A 24,976-nucleotide genomic window follows, 5' to 3' on the forward strand; every position below is an offset into this window, starting at 1 on the left:
ACAAGCCCGTCTAAAGGCTGTTGTGTTGATTTTAAAGAATTTCCAAACAACCCTTACCCCAGGACAACCACCATGAGCATTAAATCCGACAAATGGATACGCCGCATGGCCGAAGAACACGGCATGATTGAGCCGTTCGAGCCCAATCAAATCAAAGAGGCCAACGGCCAACGCATCATTTCCTACGGCACATCCAGCTACGGCTACGACATCCGTTGTGCCAACGAATTTAAAATCTTTACCAATATCAACAGCACCATCGTCGACCCGAAAAACTTCGACCCGAAAAACTTCGTTACAGTCGAAGACGACTGCTGCATCATTCCGCCCAACTCCTTTGCACTGGCGCGCACAGTCGAATATTTCCGCATCCCGCGCAACGTCCTGACCGTCTGCTTAGGCAAGTCCACTTACGCTCGCTGCGGCATTATCGTCAACGTTACCCCGTTCGAGCCCGAGTGGGAAGGCTACGTTACGCTTGAGTTTTCCAACACCACCCCCTTGCCTGCCAAAATTTATGCAGGCGAAGGCGTGGCCCAAGTCTTGTTCTTTGAAAGCGATGAAGTCTGCGAAACTTCATACAAAGACCGCAACGGCAAATACATGGGACAAACCGGTGTTACCCTGCCTAAAACCTAATGTACCAAATAAAAAAAGGCCGTCTGAAATTTCAGACGGCCTTTTATCATTTCATTTAGAAACGGCGTTTCAGCTTACAAGCCTGCAAGATATGAACGGCGAGTTCTTCCACAGATTTATCCGTTGTATTGGTAAACGGCACTCCGTGGCGCTTGAACATATTTTGCGCATCGGCAATCTCGCTGCGGCAAGTATCGATTTTGGCATAGGTCGAATTAGGACGACGCTCCTGACGGATAGCCTGCAGCCGCTCGGGCTGAATGGTCAAGCCGAACAGCTTATCTTTATAAGGTTTGACCATACGCGGCAAATCGGTTGATTCCAAGTCATCGGGAATCAATGGATAGTTTGCGGCGCGGATACCGTATTGCAGAGCCAAATAAAGACAAGTCGGCGTTTTGCCCGAACGGGATACGCCCATCAAAATCACATCCGCTTCCTGCAGGTTTTTATCGCTGACACCGTCATCATGGTTGAGCGAAAAGTTTACTGCTTCCATACGCGCATCGTAACGCTTGGTATTGCCGATACTATGATGGCCTCGTTCGGCAATCGTTGCTTCAACATTCAATTCTTTTTCCAGCAAACCCAAGAACGTTTCAAAGAAATCAATATGGAATGCATTGGATTTTTTGATGATTTCACGGATTGCATCATTTACCACGCTGACAAAAGCAATCGGACGATCGCCAAACTGTTCGGCTGTCTTATTGACCTCATCCACTACGGCCAACGCTTTTTCAGACGTATCGATAAATGGATAAACATGGCGCTTGAACTCGACATTGCCGAATTGGTTCAACAGGGCTTCACCGATATTTTCGGCGGTCAGACCGGTGCGGTCGGAAATATAGAAGACTTGGCGTGGAGCAGTCATAGTGAATCCTTCTGAGGGTAACATTTCAGACGGCAATCATAGCAGTTACAGCCTTTGCAATAAAGCGATTCCCGGTAGATTACACAGGATTACAACAAATTTGAACAAATTTTAAATTAGAATAAAATTTTATTTTTTTAGATTTATTGGAATTATATTCCATATTTGCAAAATAAATTTCGATTCTTAAATTTATTAACTTATTTTGTTTTCCATATTTAACAAGAAGATAACACGTAAAAACATGAATCTGATATTCATATTTCAGAAGGCTACACGCCTGAAAAGCACAATATCACAGACGAATTTGTGATTTTTAAAAAGATAAAACACATGACAGCCATCAAACGAATGGCTACAATAAGCAGGCGGATTTGTTTCTTTTTTAACATTTTTGGATTGGATTGGACACACAAATGGCCGAAAACTACGTTATTTGGTTTGAAAACCTGCGTATGACTGACGTTGAGCGAGTGGGCGGTAAAAATGCCTCGTTGGGCGAAATGATCAGCCAACTGACTGAAAAAGGCGTGCGCGTTCCCGGCGGTTTTGCAACCACAGCCGAAGCTTATCGTGCTTTCCTGGCTCACAATGGTCTGAGCGAGCGTATTTCCGAAGCCCTGAAACAGCTGGATGTTGAAGACGTTGCCGAATTGGCACGCATGGGTAAAGAAATCCGTCAATGGATTTTGGATACTCCGTTCCCTGAGCAGCTGGATGCTGAAATCGAAACAGCTTGGAACAAAATGGTTGCCGATGCCGGCGGTGCGGACATTTCCGTTGCCGTACGTTCTTCCGCAACAGCAGAAGACTTGCCGGACGCTTCTTTCGCCGGCCAACAAGAAACCTTCCTGAACATCAACGGCTTGGATAACGTTAAAGAAGCAATGCACCATGTATTCGCTTCCCTGTACAACGATCGTGCCATTTCTTACCGTGTCCACAAAGGCTTCGAACACGACATCGTTGCCCTTTCTGCCGGCGTACAACGCATGGTGCGTTCTGACAGCGGTGCTTCCGGTGTGATGTTTACCATCGATACCGAATCCGGTTACGACCAAGTCGTTTTCGTTACCTCTTCTTACGGTTTGGGCGAAAACGTCGTACAAGGCGCGGTAAACCCTGACGAATTCTATGTATTCAAACCTACTTTGAAAGCAGGCAAACCAGCTATCCTGCGCAAAACCATGGGTTCGAAACAAATTAAAATGATCTTTACCGACAAAGCCGAAGCCGGTAAATCTGTAACCAACGTTGAGGTACCTGCAGAAGACCGTCAACGCTTCTCCATTACCGACGCCGAAGTAACCGAGTTGGCTCATTACGCGCTGACCATCGAAAAACACTACGGCCGCCCAATGGACATCGAATGGGGCCGTGACGGCTTGGATGGCAAACTCTACATCCTGCAAGCGCGCCCTGAAACCGTGAAATCTCAAGAAGACGGCAGCCGCAACCTGCGCCGCTTCTCTATCAACGGCGAAAAGGTTGTCTTGTGCGAAGGCCGAGCCATCGGTCAAAAAGTTGGCCAAGGTAAAGTTCGCTTGGTGAAAGATGCATCCGAGATGGATTCCGTTGAAGCAGGCGACGTACTCGTTACCGACATGACCGACCCGGATTGGGAACCGGTAATGAAACGTGCTTCTGCCATCGTGACCAACCGTGGCGGCCGTACCTGCCACGCAGCGATTATTGCACGTGAATTGGGTATTCCGGCTGTTGTAGGTTGTGGCGACGCTACCGATCTGCTGTCCGAAGGCCAAGAAGTTACCGTATCTTGCGCCGAAGGCGATACCGGCTTCATCTACTCCGGCTTGCTGGACGTACAAATTACCGATGTTGCTTTGGACAACATGCCTAAAGCACCTGTAAAAGTAATGATGAACGTTGGCAACCCTGAATTGGCATTCAGCTTCGCCAACCTGCCTAGCGAAGGTATCGGCTTGGCGCGTATGGAATTCATCATCAACCGTCAAATCGGTATCCACCCTAAAGCCTTGTTAGAATTCGATAAACAAGACGATGAATTGCAAGCGGAAATTACCCGCCGCATCGCCGGCTACGCTTCTCCTGTTGACTTCTATGTCGATAAAATCGCAGAAGGTGTGGCAACTTTGGCTGCTTCGGTTTATCCACGCAAAACCATCGTTCGTATGTCTGACTTCAAATCCAACGAGTACGCTAACTTGGTGGGTGGTAGCATCTACGAACCGCACGAAGAAAACCCAATGTTGGGTTTCCGTGGTGCAGCGCGTTATGTAGCCGATAACTTCAAAGACTGCTTCGCACTCGAGTGCAAAGCCTTGAAACGCGTTCGCGATGAAATGGGTTTGACCAACGTCGAAATCATGATTCCATTCGTTCGTACTTTGGGTGAAGCAGAAGCTGTTGTTAAAGCCCTGAAAGAAAACGGTTTGGAACGCGGCAAAAACGGCCTGCGCCTGATCATGATGTGCGAATTGCCAAGCAACGCTGTATTGGCAGAACAATTCTTGCAATACTTCGACGGCTTCTCCATCGGCTCTAACGACATGACCCAGCTGACCCTCGGCCTCGACCGTGACAGCGGTTTGGTATCTGACTCCTTCGACGAGCGTAACCCTGCCGTTAAAGTGATGTTGCACTTGGCAATCTCTGCCTGCCGCAAACAAAACAAATACGTCGGCATTTGTGGTCAAGGCCCATCAGACCATCCGGACTTCGCCAAATGGCTGGTTGAAGAAGGTATCGAAAGCGTATCGCTCAACCCTGATACCGTCATTGAAACCTGGCTGTATCTGGCTAACGAATTGAACAAATAAGTTCGATAAGACAAAAATCCCCTGCCCGTTTATCCCGGCAGGGGATTTTTATTGCCTTATTCAATGCCGTCTGAAAAAACTTTCACTTTCTTTTACCTTAATAAAAAAATCCTTTATCATCAAAATGATAAAAAAAATATGCAGCCATATCCACAAACTTTCAATGTTAATATACTGCCTTTCTGTATTTTACCCCATGCCTTTTGAGTGAACCTTTTCTCACTCTTCCTATCTATCATATACAGCATAACGATACATTTGAAATATCCCATGAATACAAACTTTATTTCCACCTTTCAGACGGCCTTAAAACGTCTAGCACTCATCGGCACCATTGCCGTCTTAGCAGCCTGCGCCGGCAACAATACCTCTTCCAACCGCGCCGTACCTGACGGCTACTACAAAGTCCGCCCTAGCGATACCCTGACCCAAATCGCCAAACGCTACGGACAAAATGTCAACACACTGGTTGCCTGGAATAATCTTCCCAACGCCTCACAAATCGAAGTCGGCCAAGTATTGCGCGTCCGCCGTCATGTTGCCTCACGCAGCACTGCAACGCAGCAAAGCCAAACCACTGCCGTTACCCCGATCAACCGATTGAACCTGCAATGGCCGACCGATAACGCCTTATCCTCCATTATCCAACGCTACAACGGCACAACCAGCAAAGGCATAGATATTGCAGGCACACAAGGCCAACAAATCCGTTCCGCCGCAGCAGGTACCGTTATCTACGTTGGCGAAGAAGTCCGCGGCTACGGTAAGCTGATTTTGATCAGCCACAATGACTACACCATTACCGCCTACGCTCACAACGACACGCTTTGGGTACAAAAAGATCAAAAAGTCCAAGCAGGACAAGTTATCGCCACCATGGGTAGCAGCGATTCAGACAGCGTCAAACTTCATTTTGAAGTACGTCTAAACGGCAAAGCAGTCGATCCCCTGCCTTATTTGACCAGAACAAATTAATACCTCAATCAAAAGGCCGTCTGAAACAAAATTATTTCAGACGGCCTTTTGATTTGTCTCACCATAACACTCATTTCAACAAAGTATTGACCAACTTAACTTATGTTGATTGAGTGAGAACGCCGTTATACAATGACAATTCTTTTTAACATTCTATTTTAGGTGCCCTACTATGTCTCCTAATCGCATCCTTGCAACCGCATTCTTATTTGCTTCTGCATTCGCCAGCGCAGATGTCCATATTGATGAAAGCATCCCTTACCGCGACAAAGAAGAAATCGATACCCGTATCGTTTCTGAATGTTTAGAAGTGGGCAGCATTATGTCCAAATCTTTGCAAGAAACTGCAGCCAAAAGTGATGTAACTGTTATCCGTGACGGTAAAAAACAAGGCACATACGCAGATATCGCCATTACTTCCGCTATGAGCGCAGGCAATGCCTTTATCGGTCACGCCAAAGGTATGGCGGTTTCAGCCGCTTTGTATGTTGACGGCAAACAAGTTAATAAAAAAACCTTCACCCGCAACTCTTCCGGCGGCATGTTTGGCGCTTATAAAAGCTCTTGCGCCGTCTTGAACCGCACTTCTAAAGTATTGGGTTCAGATATTGCCCAATGGGTGGTCCGCGAACAAAAAAACGCTCAAGATAAATAAAACCCCAATTTGATAAAGGCCGTCTGAAAAACCGTATTTCAGACGGCCTATATATTTTCTATTTCTCTAGGAACAAAGAAATAAATTATCCATTAATCATTGTCAGAAATAGAGAATTTTATTTCTAACGCCCTTGATTTTAGAATACCTACCCTCAATTATTAACACCATAAGAATTTTGTATATTAGCAGTCAAAGGAATAACATGGCAGAAAAAAACTATTATGAAATACTGGGCGTTGCCAAAGATGCGGATGAGGCCGAAATCAAAAAAGCCTACCGAAAACTGGTGCGCAAATACCACCCCGATGTCAGCAAAGAACCTGACGCAGCCGAACGTACGGTAGAAATCAACCGTGCCTACGAAACGCTTTCCGACAAAGAAAAGCGGGCTGAATACGATGAAATGTTGGCTAATCCTTACGGACGCAGCGCCGGAGGAAATCCGTTCGGTCAAGGCGGCAATCCGTTTGGCAATGGATTTAACGGTGGCAGCTTCCGCTATGAACGTCATGAAGGCGAGCCGTTCGGAGCGGGAGACTTCAATTTTGAAGATCTTTTTTCATCATTCCGCCAATCCCACACTCGTTCCGAGCAACCCCGCGGCCCAATAAAAGGCGAGGATCAACATGCTGAATTGAGTATTGATATTTACGCAGCGTATGTTGGTGCAGAACGTAGCATGACTTTGAATGTGCCGACTCTAGACGAATACGGACGTGCGGTTTATCAAAATAAAACCCTCAACGTTAAAATTCCCAAAGGTATTGCAGAAGGCCAACAAATCCGTTTGGCCGGTCAAGGTTTGCCGGGATACAACGGTGGGGAAAACGGTGACTTGTACTTAAAAATCAAGTTCCACGACCAACCTGATTTATATGTCAAAAACAGGAAAGACGTATATCAAACAATAGATGTCAAACCTTGGGAAGCCGTATTGGGCGGCAAAATCATCGTCCCTACCGCTTCAGGCCGCTTACAGGTCAATCTGCCTGCCAACAGCCAAAGCGGTAAAAGCATCCGCCTTAAAGGCAAAGGTATTCCTGCAAAAGAAGCCGGAGACCTTTATCTTAATATCCGCATTAATGTTCCGCCAGTAGAGAGCGAAGCCGACCGTGCCGCATGGGAAAAATTGGCCGAACACTTTGCCGCAAAACAAGCATAAGAGAAAGGATAAATTATGATTCAGTCCTCCGATATTACCCTTACTTTTGAAGAAATCGTTGCCGCCAGCCGCTGCCGTCGCGATTGGCTGTTGGAACTTATAGCAGAAGACATCATCAGCATCGATGGTGTGCCCGAAAAAAGCACCTTCAGTGGTTTTCATCTTGCCCGCATCCGTCGCGCACAACGCTTAAGCCGTGATTTTGAGGCCGGCATTCCCGCATTGGGGCTGATTATGCGGCTGTTGGACGAGGTGGAAGAGCTCAGAAAAATACAGCGTCCGCTGGTACTACTCGAAGAAGAGTAAATATCGACAAGTTGTTCGATTAAATATTGATGACAAAAAAAGTTTTTGATGTTTATTGATATTCTATAATGAAAGGCCGTCTGAAAGTATTTTCAGACGGCCTTTTTATGCCTTCATTAACAACAGCGTCCACCATTGGCGCCGCAACGGCGTTTACGGCAGTAGTCTTGGAATTGTAGTTCGGTCATGATCGGCGCGTTGGGATTATGTCTGCGCTGGCGGGCAACGTAGTTTTCATAATCTGGAACACCGGCCATCAAGTTTGCTGTCAACTTGATGGTTTTCCACCAAGATGCGAGCTTATGCTTCACTCTGAACCTCCGGCTGTTTACCGTCGCGGTACACTGCTGGAATTTCTTTAGCAGTTGGCCAGCCGACTTTACGGGCTTTCATGGCGGTACGGAAACCATACACGGCGACAATCACGACAACTGCCAGGAACAAAGCGGTCAGACCAGCATTGATTTGGTCGTTGAAGATGATTTGCGACATTTCGCCAATGTCTTTAGCTGGGGCAAGGACTTCGCCTGAAGCCAAGGCATCGCGGTATTTGCTTGCGTGAGCCAAGAAGCTGACGCGCGGATCGCTATGGAACAGTTTTTGCAAACCGGCATAGCAGGTGACAAACAATACGCCAAAAGCAGGAACCAAGGTGACCCAAACATAGCGGTCGCGTTTCATTTTCACCAATACAACGGTACACATAATCAACGCTACGCCTGCAAGCATTTGGTTGGCGATACCGAACAACGGCCAGAGCGAGTTAATACCACCCAGAGGGTCGGTTACGCCGGTATAGAGGAAGTAACCCCACAATGCCACAGCCAAGAATGTTGCAACCAAGTTGGCAGGGATAGAGTCGGTATTACCGAATGGTTTGTAGAAGATACTGCCCAAGTCTTGAATCATGAAACGGGCAACGCGTGTACCGGCGTCAACCGCGGTCAAGATGAACAAGGCTTCAAACAGCAAGGCAAAGTGATACCAGAACGCCATCATGGCTTCGCCCGGAATCAGACGGCTCATGATGTGTGCCATACCGACTGCGAGGGTTGGCGCACCGCCTGCACGAGACAGAATGGTGTTTTCGCCCACTTCTTTAGCAGTGTGCAACAGGGTTGCGGCATCAACAGGGAAGTTCAGTTTAGTGGTGATGACTTCGGCAGCTGTGTTGGCATCTGTACCAATCAGCGCGGCCGGGCTGTTCATCGCAAAGTACACGCCAGGATCAAGCGACGCGGCAGCGGCCAAAGCCATGATTGCCACAAAGCTTTCCATAATCATGCCACCATAACCGATCATGCGGACGTGGGTTTCGTTTTCCAGCATTTTTGGTGTGGTACCGGAAGAAATCAGCGCATGGAAGCCTGAAACCGCACCACAAGCAATGGTAATGAACAAGAATGGGAACAATGCACCGGAGAATACCGGGCCTGAACCATCGATAAAGTGGGTAACTGCAGGCATTTGCAGAGTCGGGTTAACAATAACGATACCCAAAGCCAAAGCTGCAATCGTACCGATTTTCAGGAATGTAGACAGATAATCGCGTGGAGTCAGCAAGAGCCAAACCGGCAATACGGAAGCCACGAAACCGTAAATCATAATCGCCCAAGTCAGCTGAATGCCGTCAAGGTCAAACCAGTGACCGAAGGAGCTGTGAGCAACATCTTCACCGTAAATCACCGCCAGCATCAACAAGATAAAGCCGACGATGGAAATCTCGCCAATTTTGCCCGGACGGATATAACGCGTGTAGATACCCATAAACAGAGCGATCGGCATAGTTGCTGCGATGGTGAACGTACCCCAAGGGCTGTGAACCAATGCTTTCACAACAATCAGCGCCAACACCGCCATGATGATGACCATAATCATCAAAATACCGATGGATGCAATCACGCCGGGAACAGTACCGAGTTCTTGTTTCACGATATCGCCCAAAGACTTACCGTCACGGCGCATAGAAACAAACAGTACCATCATATCCTGTACGGCACCGGCAAATACCACGCCGAAAATAATCCACAAAGTACCGGGCAGATAACCCATTTGCGCTGCCAATACAGGACCAACCAGAGGGCCTGCGCCGGCAATAGCGGCAAAGTGGTGGCCGAACAGTACGCCTTTATGTGTAGGAACATAGTCCAAGCCGTCATTGTGGCGTTCTGCCGGAGTCAGACGGTTAGGATCAAGCTGCATCACACGATTGGCAATGTAAAGACTGTAAAAACGGTAGGCAATGCAGTATACCGAAATGGCGGCCGTAACCATCCAAATCGCACTGACTTGCTCGCCACGGCTGAGAGCTAAAGTAGTAAAGGAGGCCAAGCCTACCAAAACCACAATGCCCCAGATCAAAAATGATTTGAGCGATTTCATTGATTTATCCTTAAAACGTGATGCACCAAGGCTTGCTTTAGCGACAAACTGCCTTAATGCGCTTCAGAAAGACCAGTCATTATAGTCTTCATGATTTCATGAGTGAAATGTCATTTCAACCCAAATTCGACTGAAAACAAAATGATTAGTTCGTCCGTAAGGTTAACACAAACAGACAATATACCCTTCATTTTTTACTTCAAAACCAAATATTCCTTAACATATAGCAAACGAAAGGCCGTCTGAAAACCCAAATCTTCAGTTTTCAGACGGCCTGACAAACGGTCAATGCTATAATCCGATATTCCCATTTCTCTATATTGCCATACCATGCAAAACAACGATTCCGAAACCATGCGCCTCTCCAAACGCATGGCACAATTAGGCTTATGCTCGCGCCGCGAGGCAGACAGCTACATCGAGCAAGGCTGGGTCAAAGTCAACGGCCAAACCGCCGTACTTGGCCAAAAAGTCACCGAGCGCGACCGTATCGACCTCAACAAACAAGCCCATGAAAAACAAGCCGCGCGCGTAACCATCCTGCTGAACAAACCCGTCGGCTACGTCAGCGCGCAAGCAGAAAAAGGCTATAAATCCGCCGCCGAACTCATTACCGCCGAAAACCATTGGGAAGGCGACGACAGCCGCATCCCTTTCAGCGAAAAACACAAATTTGGTTTAGCCCCTGCCGGCCGCTTGGACATTGACTCTGTCGGATTGTTGGTGCTTACCCAAGATGGCCGCATCGCCAAACAGCTGATTGGCGAAAACAGCAGCAGCGAAAAAGAATACCTCGTCCGCGTCCGTGGCAAGCTGGACGACAAAGGCCTTGCCCTGCTCAACCACGGCTTGAGTTTGGACGGAGAAAAATTGCGCCCCGCCAAAGTCGAATGGCAAAACGAAGACCAGTTGCGCTTTATTTTGCGACAAGGCAAAAAACGTCAAATCCGCCGTATGTGCGAACTGGTCGGCCTGCGTGTCATCGGTTTGAAACGCATCCGTATGGGCAAGGTCAAACTCGGCAGACTGCCGCCGGGAAAATGGCGTTATTTACGCGCTGACGAATCGTTTTAATTGCAGATAACAAAAAGGCCGTCTGAAAACACATTTCAGACGGCCTGATCTTTTACTGCTTACTCGATATAAGTAAACTTCGCACGTTTGATATTGCAGAGGATTTCGTACGGAATCATACCGGCAATTTCGGAAACCTCATTGATATTAATCACATCGCCCCAAAGCTCTACTTCCGCGCCCAAGCCCTCTTTCGAGGCTTCCAGCTCAACCGTAATCATATCCATAGATACCCTGCCGATAATGCGGCTGCGTTTGCCATCCACCGCCACAGGGGAATTAGTGGAAGCACGACGCGGATAACCGTCGGCATAGCCGCATGCAATCAAACCGACACGGGTAGATTTGCTGGTATAGAACGTTGCGCCGTAGCCAATCGGAGAATGCGGTTGCAACACACGCTCGCCGAAAACGCGGGAAGTCAGGCGCATAACCGGTTTCAAACGCTCATCCACGCCGCCGAAAGGCGAAATACCATATAAGGCCAAACCGGCACGTCCCCAATCGCGTCGTGCTTCAGGCACGTTCAAAATCGCGGCGGAATTGGCCAAACTCTCCTCTCCTTCCAAACCCTCGCAGGCCAAATCAAACGCTTCAAGTTGCATTTCGGTCATGCCGTTTTCCGGCTCGTCCGCACAGGCAAAATGGCTGAATTTCACAATGTTTTCAACCAATTCGGATTGTTTCAATGCAGTATAGGCCGCAGCATAGTTATGCGGGAAGAAACCGGCACGGTGCATACCCGAGTCCATTTTCAGCCATACGGTTGTCGGACGTTGCCACTCATGATGCACAAACGCCTCCAGCTGCCATTGGCTGCCGATTGCCGGCCACAAATTATAACGGTCAACATCCGCATACTCGGCAGCATCAAACACGCCTTCCAACAAAACAATCGGATTTTTAATGCCGTTTTGACGCAATTCCACGCCTTCATCTACCGTTGCCACCGCAAAACCGTCGGCAATATCCGCCAACGCATGTGCACATCTGACCGCGCCATGCCCGTAAGCATCGGCCTTAATCACAGCCAACAATTTATTGCCGTGCAACTCTTTGAGAAGACGATAATTTTGACGTAAATTATCCAAACGGATTTGCGCATTGAGCGGACGCATAATGTATTCCTCTTATCGGCATCCGTTTCAGACGGCCTGCCCTATTACTTTGAAGCGAATATTATAGGTCAAAAACCATACAGGATTCCATGAAATACACAAGATTAATATCTTCCTTCCGCCTTACCTTTAAGGATTTATGCTTCTTCTGAGCCTGTTTTAAGGTTATGATGTTATCCAAATTGAAAACGACAAGCATCAAAGCCATGAAAGAACTCGACAAAACCGACTTAAAAATTCTCAAGCTCCTACAACAAAACGCACGTATCCCCATGACCGAATTGGCTGAAAAAGTCGGCCTCTCCACTACGCCGGTAACCGAACGCGTCCGCCGCTTGGAACGCGACAACCTCATTACCGGCTATCACGCCCATCTGAATCCACATGCCTTAGGTCAAAGCCTCTTGGTCTTTGTCGAACTGAAACTGCGTTCAAAATCCGGCAATATTTTTGAAGACTTCAAACGCGAAGTGCTGAAGATTCCGCAAATTTTGGAATGCCACTTAGTCTCCGGCGAATACGACTACCTCATCAAAGTCCGCCTGCCCAATATGTCCGCCTATCGCGATATGCTCGGCAATATCCTGCTGCAACTGCCGGCAGCAGCCGAAAGCCGCAGCTATGTTGTCATGGAAGAAGTCAAAGAAGAAGTAGTATTAGACATCTAATACCATTCAACCAACAAAGGCTGTCTGAAAGATTACAACATTCATACGGCCTTTGTTTTAAACAGGCAAAAAAAAATGCACACATCCGATAGAATGTGTGCCAAGTCTACAAAGGAGAAATAGAGGAGAAACTATTAACTGACTACTCGAACCAGCTAACGAAACGAATTATGCAACAAGAGATTCAACCGCGCAAGTATTTTTCTTGTAAAGTTTCTTAATTATTCAATTTACAAATTTTAAATGTAATCATATTTCAATATAGATAAAAAAATGCGCATACCGTTTCGATATGCGCCAAGTCTACAAAGGAGAAATAGAGGAGAAAAATCAAGCTGCATCAAGCAACTCAACGGCGCGAATTATCCTAGCCTTCTACCCGACTGTCAACTGTTTTCCCATCTATTTTCAAGTATTTTGCTAAAAAACAACAAATACGCTATTCCCCTCTTTTTCTTGCTATTTTCGCCCATATATAAAAAGAATTTAGGGCCGTCTGAAACATATATTGCCACTAAAGATAAACGGCTCCATACTCACACATTCATCGTCCATATCAACCCAACCCAAAGACCATGACCGCCCCACTTTCCCTTGCCGTCGTCGGCCATACCAACACAGGCAAAACCTCGCTCTTACGTACGCTTTTGCGCGACAGCACCTTCGGTGAAGTGAAAAACGCGCCATCCACCACGCGCCATGTCGAAGAAGCCCTCATCAACGATGGCGACGACAGCTTGGTTTACCTCTACGATACCCCTGGCCTTGAAGATGCAGGCGGCGTGTTGGACTGGCTGGAAACCCACACATCCGCACGCGATGACGGTATCGAACGCATCAAGCAATTCCTCAGCAGTCATGAGGCGCATCACGAGTTCAACCAAGAGGCCAAAGTGCTGCGCCAAGTCATGCAAAGCGATATGGCCATGTACGTCATCGATGCGCGGGAACCCGTCCTCGACAAATACAAAGACGAGCTGACCATTTTGTCTTGGTGCGCCAAGCCCATCATGCCCGTGTTCAACTTTACCCAAAATCAAGACCTGACCACTTGGACCAACATGCTCGCCCGTCGAACCCTGCATGTTTACGCCGGTTTCGATACCGTTGCCTTCGACTTTGAAGGCGAAATCCGATTGTGGGACAACTTTGCCACCATGTTACCTAAGCGCGACATCCTCGACCGCCTCATCAATATGCGCCGTCGCGAGTGGCAACGGCTGGATACGGAAGCGCGTCGTGAAATTGCCGATTTTCTGCTGGATGCCGCCGCATTTACCCAAGAAATTGCCGAAAACGACGACCCTGCCCCGACTTTGGAAGTCATGCAATCGGAAATCCGCCAACTTGAGCGGCAAATGCAACAACGCCTGTTCACACTTTACCACTTCTATCACGACGAAGTCGGCAGCGACAGCACATGGATGCCCAAAGCCTTCAAACAAGACCCGTTTGATAGCGAGTTGCTCAAACATTACGGCATCCGTACCGGCACCGGCGCAACCGCAGGCGCGCTCATCGGCTTAGGCTTGGACATTGCTACACTTGGCGGATCGCTTGGTTTGGGTACAGCCATTGGTGGACTATTAGGCGGTATTTTGCCCAATGCCCAAGACATCACCGACAAAATCAACGGTCGACAAACCCTGCATACCGATCCAGAAACCCTTACCCTACTCGCCGCACGCGCACTGGATTTGTTGCACGTCTTGCAAACGCGCGGCCATGCGGCTCAATCGCATATCGAGCTAAAAGAACGCAAAGCGCCATGGAATGCAGCCAAATTGCCAAGCGAACTCAACAAAGCGCGCAGCAACCGCAAATGGTCTTCGCTCAACACACACCAGCCCGAAGCCAGCCGTAACGAACGCGCAGCCTATGTCGCCACTTTAAGCGAGAAATTAAAAGCTTAGAATTGCCGCATAACAAAAAGGCCGTCTGAAATCCAAATGTTTCAGACGGCCTTTTAATCTTAGTGGTCAAATACTTATTCGGCAGCTTTGGTTTCGCGTTTCAAACCGCCACCAAGTGCTTTATACAAGTCGGCAAGATTTTCCAAACGGGTCAGCTGATTAGCCAAAAGAGCAGTTTCTGCACTGTAATTGCTACGCTCGGCATCCAGCAAATCCAATGCGCTGGATACACCATGTTTGTAGCGCAGGCTGATGAGGCGCAGGCTGTCGTTGTAGGCGCGGCTTTGTTTGCTCAAAGCGTCATAGCTTTTATCCAGCTGTTCGCGTGCAACCAACGCATTGGAAACGTCTTGGAATGCGGATTGAACAGCGGCTTCATAAGCAACGATTTGTGCCTGTTGGCGCAGTTTGGCTACGTCAAGATTGGCTTTGTTTGTGCCCCAGTCAAAGATAGGCAGGGTGATGGATGGTGCAAAAGCCCAAATACCTGTGCCGCTCTTAAACAGGCCGCTCAACTCGCCGGAAGCGTTACCGACAGAACCGGTTAGGCTGATGCGCGGGAAGAAGGCCGCACGTGCCGCGCCGATATTGGCATTGGCTTGTTTGAGCGCATGTTCGGCCGCACGGATATCCGGACGGTTGAGCAACACGTCTGAACTCAAACCGGCAGGCAGTTTGGTCATTTTGAACTGTTTGTTCAAAGGCAGACCGGCAGGCAAGTCTTCGGGCAAAGGTTGATTAATCAACATAGCCAAGGAATTGCGCGCTTGCTCGCGGTTTTTCACCGCGGATGCGTAATCGGCTTTGGCTGATTCAATCAGCGCTTCCTGTTGGCGCAAATCAACGGCGGAAATCACGCCGGCCTTATGGCGTAATTGCGAGAGCTTGTAAGTCGCTTCACGGGTTTGCAACACACGTTGTGCCAATGCCATGGTTTCTTCCGCGTAGCGTTCGTTAAAGTAGGCTTTGGCAACGGTAGAAATCAGGGTCAAATGGGCGGCATCGCGGTTTGCAGCCACATTGAAATAACCTTGCAACGCGGCTTCGCTGGTACTGCGGACACGGCCGAAGAGGTCAAGCTCATAAGAGGCTGCGCCCAAACCCACGCTGTATTGGCTGCTAACGCTGCCGCCACTCAAACTGCCTTGACGCGAACCTGTACCGCTGGCATTGACGGTTGGCAACAAATTATTACGCGCAATCATGTATTGCTTGCGGTAGATTTCCGCATTCAGCGCGGCTGTACGCAAATCGGTATTGCGTTCCAATGCGATGTCGATCAGGCGGTGAAGGCGAGGATCGGCAAAGTAATCTTGCCAACCCAATTCGGCTGCACGGATACCGTCGTCAACAGTGTCGTATTTAAACGTATCGGCCACGGCAACTTGAGGCTGCTCATATTTCGGCATCATGGTACAGGCCGACAAAGCCACGGCGGCGGCAACGGCGGTCAGTACAGGTTTGAATGTAATCTTCTTCATTTTAGAATCCTTTAGCATTTTGAGGCCGTCTGAAAATTTTTCAGACGGCCTTTGCTTTAGTGCTTGTCTGAATCTTGTTTACCGTCTTCAATCATGCCGGCTTCAGCGGCGTGTTTGGCGGCCATCTCATGCTCGTGTGCGGTTTCTTTAAAGAATTTGCGCACAACCACATAGAACAAAGGCACAAGGAACACAGACAGAATCGTACCGATCAACATACCCCAGACCACGGTCGTACCAATCGCACGTTGGCTGGCGGAGCTGGCACCGCTGGCAACATAAAGCGGTACCACGCCCAAGATGAAGGCAAACGAAGTCATGATAATCGGACGGAAACGCAAGTGTGCGGCGGCAAGCGCAGCTTCAAGCGCGCTCTTGCCTTGCGCTTGCAGGTCTTTGGCAAACTCGATAATCAAAATCGCGTTTTTCGCACTCAAACCCATCACCGTAACGAAACCGACTTGGAAGTAGATATCGTTGGCGTATGCCGGAATACTGCCCAGTAATGCTTCAAACATGTTACGGCCAGTCACACCCAATGCCGCGCCAATCAAGCCCAACGGAATCACAAGGATAACCGCCAACGGGATAGACCAGCTTTCGTACAAAGCAGCCAATACCAAGAATACAGCGGCAGCGGCCAATGCGTACAATACGACAGTTTGCGAGCCGCCTTTAGCCTCTTCACGAGACTGGCCTCCCCATTCCAGACTGTAACCGCCGCCCATGTCATCAACCATTTGCTGTACCGCAGTCATGGCCTGACCGGAAGATACGCCATTAACAGGCGAGCCGGAAAGCTCCATTGCCGGATAACCATTGAAGCGGACGCTTTGTTCCATACCGTTTTCCCAAGAAACAGTAGCAATGGTAGAAAGCGGTACAGCAACGCCGGATTTGTTCGGCACGGTCAGGTTCAGAATATCGGCAGGCTGCATACGGGCACTCGCATCAGCTTGTACCATCACGCGTTGCAGACGGCCTTGATTCGGGAAATCGTTGACATAAGACGAACCCAAAGAAGAAGCCAAAGCAGTACGGATATCAGAGAACGAAATACCTTGTGCGGCTGCGGCGGAACGATTGATGTCGATTTTCAACTGCGGCGCATCTTCCAAACCGCTCGCACGGACGGTACTTGGGTTAAACAAACCGCTTTTACGCATTTTGTCAATCAACTCATTGCGCTTGGCCAATAATGCGGCATGGCCGCTGTTGTTACGGTCTTGCAGGTAAATCGTCAAGCCGGAGCCTGTACCCAATTCCATAATGGCAGGAGGCACAATCGCCAAACCGAAACCGTCTTTCAGCGTAGCCATCATCATGCCGGTCAACTTACCGGAAATAGAAGTCGCATCGCTGCCCGGGGCAGTACGTTCGCTCCAGTCTTTCAGAATGACAAAGCCCAAAGCCATGTTTTGACCGGAACCTGAAAAACTGAAGCCGGAAACGGTAATGATGTTCTCAATCTCAGGTATAGATTTTGCCAGCTGAGTGATTTGAGCCAAAGTTGCATCGGTACGCTCTTTGGTCGCGCCGGCAGGCAGCTGTACGCTCAACATCAAGTTACCTTGGTCTTCAGTCGGCAAGAAGGAAGTCGGCAGACGCATAAACAGGAATACGCCCACAACAGTCAAACCAATATAGACAACCATCATGCGCAAAGTCTTGCGCAAGACTTTGGCAACCCAGCCTTCGTAGCCGTGTGTCCAGCTGTCGAATTTTTTGTTAAACCAACCGAAGAAACCTTTTTTCTCTTCGTGATGACCCTTCTGAATCGGTTTGAGCATGGTGGCACATAATGCCGGAGTCAGCGTCAAGGCAAGGAATGCGGAGAATGCAATCGATGCCGCCATGGTCAAGGCAAACTGTTTGTAAATGTTACCTGTTGCACCGCTAAACATTGCCAGCGGAACAAATACGGACATCAACACGGCAGTAATACCAATCACCGCGCCGGAAATCCGACCCATCGCTTTTTTGGTTGCAGCCTTAGGCGACAGACCTTCACTCGCCATAATACGCTCAACGTTTTCAACGACCACAATCGCGTCATCGACCACAATACCGATCACCAATACCATCGCAAACATGGTCAATACGTTAATCGACATACCCATGTATGAGATAAAGGCAAAACCGCCCAACAGGGAAATCGGTACAACAATGGTCGGAATCAGCGTATAGCGGATGTTTTGCAGGAAGAGATACATCACTAAGAATACCAATACGATGGCTTCCAAAAGCGTATGGATCACTTTCTCAATCGAAATTTCCACAAATTTGGAAGTATCGTAAGGAACTTTCCAGCTCATGCCGTCTGGAAAATACTTCTGCAAAACTGCCATTTTTTCTTTCACGGCAGTCGCCGTTGCCAAAGCGTTACCGCTGTTGGACAGCATCACTGCCATACCGGTGGTATTCACGCCGTTCAAACGTGTGGAAGTAGAATAGTCCTGCATACCCAAGCTGACTTTGGCAACGTCTTTCAGATAGACATTAGAACCATCGGTATTGGATACCAAAATGATGTTGCCAAACTCTTCAGCAGTGCTCAGCTGACCTTGAGCCGTCACAGTTGCTGAAATGGTCTGACCTGCAGCCGCCGGCAAAGAGCCGATAGAGCCTGCAGAAATTTGGATATTTTGAGTAGCCAGTGCGTTGGTTACCGTTGCAAAAGACAGGTTGTAGTTTTGCAGTTTTTTCGGGTCAACCCAAATACGCATGGCGCGTTGCGCACCAAACAATTGTACCTGCCCTACGCCGTCGATACGCTGCAGTTCAGGAATGATATTGCGCTGGGCGTAATCGTTCATTTCCTCAATGGATTGCTTTTCAGAAGAAAGCATGACCACTTGCAAGAAGTTGGAACGCGCTTTAGATACGGTTACACCATATTGCTGTACGGTAGACGGCAATGTGGACAACACTTCAGACAGTTTGTTCTGCACGTCTACCTGCGCCAAATCTTCATTGGTTTCCGGTGTAAACGTCAGACTGACGCTGCCGCTGCCGCTGGAATTGGCAGAAGTCGTCATATAGTCCAAACCTTCCACACCGTACATATTACGTTCGATAACGGCCAGTACGCTGTCTTCCATTACCTGAGCAGAAGCGCCCGGATAAGTAGCGCGCAAAGTAATGGTCGGTGCAGCAACGGACGGATATTGGGAAATCGGCAGTTTTTGAATGCCGAAAATACCCGCTGCGATAATAAAAATCGCAATAACCCATGCAAAAATGGGGCGGTCAATAAAAAACTTAGACATTCATGCGTTCCTTATTTGGCTTCAGATGCAGCTTTAGCTTCAGGCTTGGCCTCGGATGCAGCCTGGCCGTCTGAAACTGCCGGTGTTGCTGCCGCAGCGCTTGCAGGTGGTGTCCATTCTTTCGGCGTTACCTTTTTAGCACCCGACATAGCGGCAATGCTGATGCCTTCAACAATCACTTTGTCGCCGTCTTTCAGGCCGTCTGTAATAACCCAATTGCTACCTTGCTGTTGGGCAATGGTCACGACACGCGCTTCCATTTCGCTCTTGTCATTCACTACCATCACAGTATCTTGCGAACCGCGGGTAACTGCTTGTTGCGGCACTACAAATGCATTATCCACAGCCACTTGTTCCATCAATACGCGCACATACAAGCCCGGCATCAAGATATTTCTGTCGTTAGGAATGGCTGCACGCAAAGTAATTTGACCGGTCGTTTCATTGACAGTCGGATCTGCAAACAGCAGACGGCCTTTTTCAGGGTAAACCGTACCGTCGTCAAATTTGATATCCACTGCAATCGCGCCGTTTGCCGCCAACAATTTGCCTTCGGCAACCTGTTGACGCAGTTTCATGACCTCACTCGCAGACTGGGTAACGTTGACATACATCGGATTGGTTTGTTGGATAGTGGCCAAAACAGTGGTATCGCCGGAATTCAGCAGCGTACCTTCAGAAACTTTAGATTGACCGATAAAGCCGGAAATCGGCGCAGTAATGCGGGAGCGGTTCAGGCTGATACCGGCAGATTTGATGGCTGCTTGAGCGGATTTGACACCTGCCTCTGCTGAACGCTTGGCCGTTACGGCCGCATCATATTCTTGTTGGCTGATGGCATCGGCGGCAACCAGCGGTTTGTAGCGGGCTAAGTCGGCATTCGCTTTAGCCAAAGTAGCTTGCGCACTCGCCAACTGGGCGCGTGCGCTTTCTAAGTTTGCTTCATAAGATGAGCTGTCGATTTGATATAAAGGCTGACCGGCTTGCACATAGCTGCCCTCTTGAAACAGGCGTTTTTGCAGAATACCGCCGACTTGGGCGCGAACTTCCGCAGTACGCAATGATTCCAGACGGCCCGGCAACTCGGTTGTCAATGCAACGGTTTCCGGATGTACAGTAACCACGCGGACTTCAGGCGCAGGTTGTTTTTGCTGTTGCTGACTGCTTTGCGCCTGTTGGCCGGCTGCTTTTTCATCGCCTTTGCCGCAAGCGGAAAGCGCCAACGCAGTAGCTGCTGCGATTGCCGCGATACGCATCATTTTAGAAGCATAAAGAGCCATAATTTTCCTATCTCTATGATAAATAAGGGTTTGACTAATTAAAAATTGATTACTTTAATCTCATATTTCACAAACAGAAATTGCCTGTTTTTATAAAAAACAGGCCGATTATATATAGTGTTGAGAAACACTATCAAGTACTAAATTGAATTATACATACATTCTTTCATGTTCAGAAGTAATTTTTTATAATCCGAACCATAAATTTACATTTCCTACAAAAAAACCATGAGAAGAACCAAAACCGAAGCTTTAAAAACCAAAGAATATCTCATGCTTGCTGCATTAGATACGTTTTATAAGAAAGGCATTGCCCGCACTTCGCTCAACGAAATCGCCCAAGCCGCAGGCGTAACGCGCGGCGCGCTGTATTGGCATTTCAAAAACAAAGAAGATTTGTTTGATGCCTTGTTCCAACGGATTTGCGACGACATCGAAAGCTGCATGAAAGAGGACTCGAACAACAATAACGAACAGGCTTGGCCAAGCTTCCGCCTGACCCTAACCCGTTTTTTCGAGCGACTGCAACATAACGAGCTTCACTACAAATTCCACAGCATTTTGTTTTTAAAATGTGAACATACCGAGCAAAACGAGGCAGTCATTGCCATCGCTAAAAAACACCAATCATTATGGCGTGAAAAAATCATTGCCGTCCTGACTGATGCGGTACAACAAAAAGCGTTGGCGGATAATTTGGATACCGATATGGCGGTCATCTTCATCAAGTCTTCATTAGACGGCTTGATTTGGCGCTGGCTTTCTTCAGGTCAAGGCTTCGATTTGGCGCAAACCGCCCCCCGCATGATTGAAATCATCATTGATACATTGGAAAACCATCCGCAATTAAGAAAACAATCTTAAACATTAAAAATAAAAGGCCGTCTGAAACATTAAAAGTTTCAGACGGCCTTTTGGTTCAAACCTAATTAACGTGTTACCGGTTTATAACGGATACGTTTCGGTTTCGCGCCCTCTTCACCCAAACGGCGTTTCTTGTCGGCTTCGTATTCCTGATAGTTGCCGTCAAAGAACACCCATTTAGAGTCGCCTTCGCAAGCCAAAATATGCGTAGCGATACGGTCGAGGAACCAGCGGTCATGCGAAATCACCATCACGCTGCCGGCAAATTCCAACAATGCGTCTTCCAACGCGCGCAGGGTTTCTACGTCGAGGTCGTTAGACGGTTCGTCCAGCAGCAACACATTGCCGCCGCTCAACAAGGTTTTTGCCAAGTGCAGACGGCCGCGTTCGCCGCCAGACAATTGACCTGCGATTTTGCTTTGGTCACTGCCTTTGAAGTTGAAGCGTCCCAAATATTGGCGGGCTGGAATTTCAAACTGGCCAACCTGCAAAATGTCGCGACCTTCGGCAATGTTGTCGAACACGGTTTTGTCGTTTTGCAAACCTTCACGGCTTTGGTCAATCAGGCTCATTTTCACGGTTTGCCCGATTTTCACTTCGCCCGAATCAGGCTGCTCTTTGCCCGCAATCATTTTAAACAGCGTAGATTTACCCGCGCCATTCGGGCCGATGATGCCGACAATCGCGCCAGCAGGTACTTTGAAGCTCAAATCGTCAATCAGCACTTTATCGCCAAACGATTTGGAAACGTTCACAAATTCAATCACTTCATTACCCAAACGCTCGGCAACAGGGATAAAGATTTCCTGAGTTTCGTTGCGTTTTTGGTATTCGTAGTTGCTCATTTCCTCGAAACGCGCCAGACGCGCTTTGGACTTGGCTTGACGGCCCTTGGCATTTTGGCGTACCCATTCCAACTCCTGCTTCATCGCTTTCACGCGCGCAGCTTCAGACTTCGCCTCGTTTTCCAAGCGTTTTTCTTTCTGCTCCAGCCAAGACGAGTAATTGCCTTTCCACGGGATACCGTGTCCGCGGTCGAGTTCCAAAATCCATTCGGCAGCATTGTCGAGGAAATAGCGGTCGTGCGTTACCGCAACGACTGTGCCGGGGAAGCGCACCAAGAATTGCTCCAGCCATTCGACAGATTCCGCGTCCAAGTGGTTGGTCGGCTCGTCAAGCAAAAGCATATCGGGCTTGCTCAACAAGAGTTTGCACAAAGCCACACGGCGTTTTTCACCGCCGGACAAATTGCCGATTTTGGCATCCCAATCAGGCAGACGCAGCGCGTCGGCAGCAATTTCTAATTCATGCTCTGCACCGCCGCCCGTGGACGAACCCGCCGCAATAATCGCTTCCAGACGGCCTTGTTCTTCCGCCAACGCGTCAAAATCCGCATCAGGATTGGCATACTCGGCATACACTTCTTCCAAGCGTTTCTGCGCGGCAGCCACTTCGCCCAAACCGCTTTCCACTTCCTCGCGTACGGTTTTTTCAGGATCAAGCTCAGGCTCTTGCGGCAGGTAACCGATTTTAATGCCGCCCATCGGCACGGCTTCGCCCTCAAATTCTTTATCCACGCCCGCCATAATCCGCAGCACGGTGGACTTACCCGCGCCGTTCAAACCGAGCAAACCGATTTTCGCGCTGGGGAAAAAGGAAAGGGAAATATCTTTAATGATGGTTTTCTGCGGCGGCACAACCTTGCTCACGCGCAGCATAGAATAGACGTATTGTTGGGACATAGTTTTCTCGTTTTCATCAAACAAATTTCAGATGGCCCATTTTAACCTATTGCCCAAATACTTGCTTGTTCAAATGCCGTCTGAAAATAGAAATAAGCATCAAAATATACACCGCACCGAACCGATACCCTCATTGCCCGACGGTATCAATGCCAAACCACAAAAAATTTGATTTAAGCCAGTTTATCCTTGAACTGGCATTGCCAATATCCGGCGCGCTTCATAAAATGCACCTATATCCTTGAAAGTACGCACACAAACAATAACGACAGAGAACACCACACCAAGGAACCTTTCAGATTTCTCAATAAAAATACTTTTTAAAAAAAGGATTTACCTCATGTCGGAAAATACGCAAAAAACAGCAAAACAAGGTTTGCCGTCACTGGCAAAAAGTACGATTTGGATGCTGAGCTTCGGCTATCTCGGCGTTCAGACGGCCTTTACCCTGCAAAGCTCACAAATGAGCCGAATTTTTCAAACTTTAGGCGCCGACCCGCACAATTTGGGCTGGTTTTTCATTCTGCCCCCATTGGCCGGTATGTTGGTTCAGCCGATTGTGGGCTACTACTCAGATCGCACTTGGAATCCGCGCCTGGGCGGCCGCCGTCTGCCGTATCTGCTTTACGGCACGCTGATTGCGGTCATCGTGATGATTTTGATGCCGAACTCGGGCAGCTTCGGCTTCGGCTATGCGTCGCTGGCGGCCTTGTCGTTCGGCGCGCTGATGATTGCGCTGTTGGACGTATCGTCGAATATGGCGATGCAGCCGTTTAAGATGATGGTCGGCGACATGGTCAACGAGGAGCAGAAAGGCTACGCCTACGGCATTCAAAGTTTCTTGGCCAATACAGGTGCAGTCGTCGCCGCTATCCTGCCATTCGTCTTTGCCTATATCGGCTTGGAAAACACGGCAGAAAAAGGCGTCGTGCCGCAGACCGTGGTCGTGGCATTCTATGTGGGCGCGACGTTGCTGATTATTACCAGTGCGTTCACGATTTTCAAAGTGAAGGAATACGATCCGGAAACCTACGCCCGCTACCACGGCATCGACGTGGCGGCGAATCAGGAGAAGACCAACTGGATCAAACTCTTGAAAACCGCGCCTAAAGCGTTTTGGACGGTTACTCTGGTGCAGTTTTTCTGCTGGTTCGCCTTCCAATATATGTGGACTTATTCCGCAGGCGCGATTGCGGAAAACGTCTGGCATACGACCGATGCGTCTTCCGTAGGCTATCAGGAAGCGGGCAACTGGTACGGCGTTTTGGCGGCGGTACAATCCATTGCTGCCGTTATCTGCTCGTTTATTCTGGCAAAAGTACCGAATCAATACCATAAAGTCGGTTATTTCGGTTGCTTGGCTCTGGGCGCGCTCGGTTTCTTCTCTATCTTCTTCATCCACAATCAATACGCATTAATCCTGTCTTATACTTTAATCGGTATTGCGTGGGCAGGTATCATTACCTATCCTTTGACGATTGTAACCAATGCCCTCTCCGGCAAACACATGGGTACTTATTTGGGTCTGTTCAACGGCTCTATCTGTATGCCTCAAATCGTCGCCTCCCTGCTGAGCTTTATCCTCTTCCCTATGCTGGGCAGCCATCAGGCAACCATGTTCTTGGTTGCAGGCGCAGTCTTGCTGCTGGGAGCCTTCTCAGTATGTCTGATTAAAGAGACCCACGGCGAATAATCTATCCATACCATCGGCAAAGGCCGTCTGAAACCTTTGCCGAACTTACGATTTTAATAACAGGAGCTTCATAA

At 48.6% G+C, this 24,976-nt stretch carries 19 protein-coding genes; 11 read left to right on the forward strand and 8 right to left on the reverse strand.

Annotated features, from left to right (window positions below; translation table 11 throughout):
- Nucleotides 1-72 precede the first annotated feature (72 nt).
- A complete protein-coding gene (gene dcd / locus ACTHTA_RS07435; RefSeq protein WP_003680541.1) occupies nt 73-639 on the forward strand; it encodes a dCTP deaminase in 567 nt (188 codons plus the stop codon).
- Nucleotides 640-694: 55 nt separating this feature from the next.
- Here dcd and ppsR read toward each other — a convergent pair whose 3' ends face one another.
- On the reverse strand, nt 695-1,516 hold the full coding sequence (gene ppsR / locus ACTHTA_RS07440; protein ID WP_049352599.1) for a posphoenolpyruvate synthetase regulatory kinase/phosphorylase PpsR: 822 nt from the start codon (nt 1,514-1,516) through the stop codon (nt 695-697).
- Nucleotides 1,517-1,932: 416 nt separating this feature from the next.
- On the opposite strand from ppsR, the gene ppsA reads away from it, so the two are divergent.
- The 5 genes from ppsA to ACTHTA_RS07465 all read left to right on the forward strand — a co-directional run bounded on the left by ppsA (nt 1,933) and on the right by ACTHTA_RS07465 (nt 7,418).
- On the forward strand, nt 1,933-4,317 hold the full coding sequence (ppsA, locus tag ACTHTA_RS07445; protein WP_440375751.1) for a phosphoenolpyruvate synthase: 2,385 nt from the start codon (nt 1,933-1,935) through the stop codon (nt 4,315-4,317).
- Nucleotides 4,318-4,587: 270 nt separating this feature from the next.
- Complete coding sequence (locus tag ACTHTA_RS07450; protein WP_308888214.1) at nt 4,588-5,292, forward strand: peptidoglycan DD-metalloendopeptidase family protein; 705 nt, start codon at nt 4,588-4,590, stop codon at nt 5,290-5,292.
- 172 nt (nt 5,293-5,464) lie between these two features.
- Nucleotides 5,465-5,947: a hypothetical protein gene (locus ACTHTA_RS07455; protein WP_049352594.1), complete on the forward strand. Its 483-nt coding sequence runs from the start codon at nt 5,465-5,467 to the stop codon at nt 5,945-5,947.
- A gap of 205 nt (nt 5,948-6,152) precedes the next feature.
- On the forward strand, nt 6,153-7,112 hold the full coding sequence (locus tag ACTHTA_RS07460; RefSeq protein ID WP_036491296.1) for a DnaJ C-terminal domain-containing protein: 960 nt from the start codon (nt 6,153-6,155) through the stop codon (nt 7,110-7,112).
- Between the two features lie 15 nt (nt 7,113-7,127).
- Nucleotides 7,128-7,418, forward strand: coding sequence for a chaperone modulator CbpM (locus ACTHTA_RS07465; RefSeq protein WP_063076280.1), 291 nt, complete (start codon nt 7,128-7,130; stop codon nt 7,416-7,418).
- Between the two features lie 116 nt (nt 7,419-7,534).
- Here ACTHTA_RS07465 and ACTHTA_RS07470 read toward each other — a convergent pair whose 3' ends face one another.
- On the reverse strand, nt 7,535-7,729 hold the full coding sequence (locus tag ACTHTA_RS07470; RefSeq protein WP_308888215.1) for a YbdD/YjiX family protein: 195 nt from the start codon (nt 7,727-7,729) through the stop codon (nt 7,535-7,537).
- Nucleotides 7,719-9,800, reverse strand: a complete 2,082-nt coding sequence (locus ACTHTA_RS07475) for a carbon starvation CstA family protein (RefSeq protein WP_308888216.1) — start codon at nt 9,798-9,800, stop codon at nt 7,719-7,721. The genes ACTHTA_RS07470 and ACTHTA_RS07475 overlap by 11 nt, the downstream gene beginning before the upstream one ends.
- Before the next feature lie 330 nt (nt 9,801-10,130).
- On the opposite strand from ACTHTA_RS07475, the gene ACTHTA_RS07480 reads away from it, so the two are divergent.
- Nucleotides 10,131-10,874: a pseudouridine synthase gene (locus ACTHTA_RS07480; protein ID WP_440364605.1), complete on the forward strand. Its 744-nt coding sequence runs from the start codon at nt 10,131-10,133 to the stop codon at nt 10,872-10,874.
- 59 nt (nt 10,875-10,933) lie between these two features.
- On the opposite strand, the gene alr is transcribed toward ACTHTA_RS07480, so the two are convergent.
- Entirely contained in the window at nt 10,934-11,992 is a 1,059-nt protein-coding gene (gene alr, locus ACTHTA_RS07485; RefSeq protein ID WP_440364604.1) for an alanine racemase, read from the reverse strand.
- A gap of 206 nt (nt 11,993-12,198) precedes the next feature.
- On the opposite strand from alr, the gene ACTHTA_RS07490 reads away from it, so the two are divergent.
- Both ACTHTA_RS07490 and ACTHTA_RS07495 read left to right on the forward strand, forming a co-directional pair.
- Nucleotides 12,199-12,660: a winged helix-turn-helix transcriptional regulator gene (locus tag ACTHTA_RS07490; protein ID WP_003747450.1), complete on the forward strand. Its 462-nt coding sequence runs from the start codon at nt 12,199-12,201 to the stop codon at nt 12,658-12,660.
- A gap of 575 nt (nt 12,661-13,235) precedes the next feature.
- Nucleotides 13,236-14,573 (forward strand): GTPase/DUF3482 domain-containing protein, encoded by a 1,338-nt coding sequence (locus tag ACTHTA_RS07495; RefSeq protein ID WP_440364603.1) that lies wholly within the window; start codon nt 13,236-13,238, stop codon nt 14,571-14,573.
- A gap of 74 nt (nt 14,574-14,647) precedes the next feature.
- Here ACTHTA_RS07495 and ACTHTA_RS07500 read toward each other — a convergent pair whose 3' ends face one another.
- From ACTHTA_RS07500 to ACTHTA_RS07510, 3 genes are read right to left on the reverse strand one after another with little or no spacing between them, the layout of a single operon-like run.
- Complete coding sequence (locus ACTHTA_RS07500; protein WP_440375752.1) at nt 14,648-16,054, reverse strand: efflux transporter outer membrane subunit; 1,407 nt, start codon at nt 16,052-16,054, stop codon at nt 14,648-14,650.
- Nucleotides 16,055-16,110: 56 nt separating this feature from the next.
- A complete protein-coding gene (locus ACTHTA_RS07505; RefSeq protein WP_107820280.1) occupies nt 16,111-19,323 on the reverse strand; it encodes an efflux RND transporter permease subunit in 3,213 nt (1,070 codons plus the stop codon).
- 11 nt (nt 19,324-19,334) lie between these two features.
- Nucleotides 19,335-20,603: an efflux RND transporter periplasmic adaptor subunit gene (locus tag ACTHTA_RS07510; RefSeq protein WP_440364365.1), complete on the reverse strand. Its 1,269-nt coding sequence runs from the start codon at nt 20,601-20,603 to the stop codon at nt 19,335-19,337.
- A 228-nt stretch (nt 20,604-20,831) separates the two neighbouring features.
- On the opposite strand from ACTHTA_RS07510, the gene mtrR reads away from it, so the two are divergent.
- The gene (gene mtrR / locus ACTHTA_RS07515) at nt 20,832-21,467 is read left to right on the forward strand and encodes a multidrug efflux system transcriptional repressor MtrR (protein ID WP_250601116.1); all 636 of its coding nucleotides are present in this window, start codon (nt 20,832-20,834) and stop codon (nt 21,465-21,467) included.
- A 65-nt stretch (nt 21,468-21,532) separates the two neighbouring features.
- Here mtrR and ettA read toward each other — a convergent pair whose 3' ends face one another.
- Entirely contained in the window at nt 21,533-23,209 is a 1,677-nt protein-coding gene (gene ettA / locus ACTHTA_RS07520; RefSeq protein ID WP_049329133.1) for an energy-dependent translational throttle protein EttA, read from the reverse strand.
- A 340-nt stretch (nt 23,210-23,549) separates the two neighbouring features.
- On the opposite strand from ettA, the gene ACTHTA_RS07525 reads away from it, so the two are divergent.
- Nucleotides 23,550-24,902 carry an SLC45 family MFS transporter gene (locus tag ACTHTA_RS07525; RefSeq protein WP_313971311.1) on the forward strand — a complete coding sequence of 451 codons (1,353 nt, stop codon included), beginning with the start codon at nt 23,550-23,552 and terminating at the stop codon, nt 24,900-24,902.
- The last annotated feature ends 74 nt before the right edge of the window (nt 24,903-24,976 follow it).

The sequence above is a fragment of the Neisseria sp. P0013.S005 genome, from assembly GCF_051958425.1.
Lineage (GTDB): Bacteria > Pseudomonadota > Gammaproteobacteria > Burkholderiales > Neisseriaceae > Neisseria > Neisseria subflava.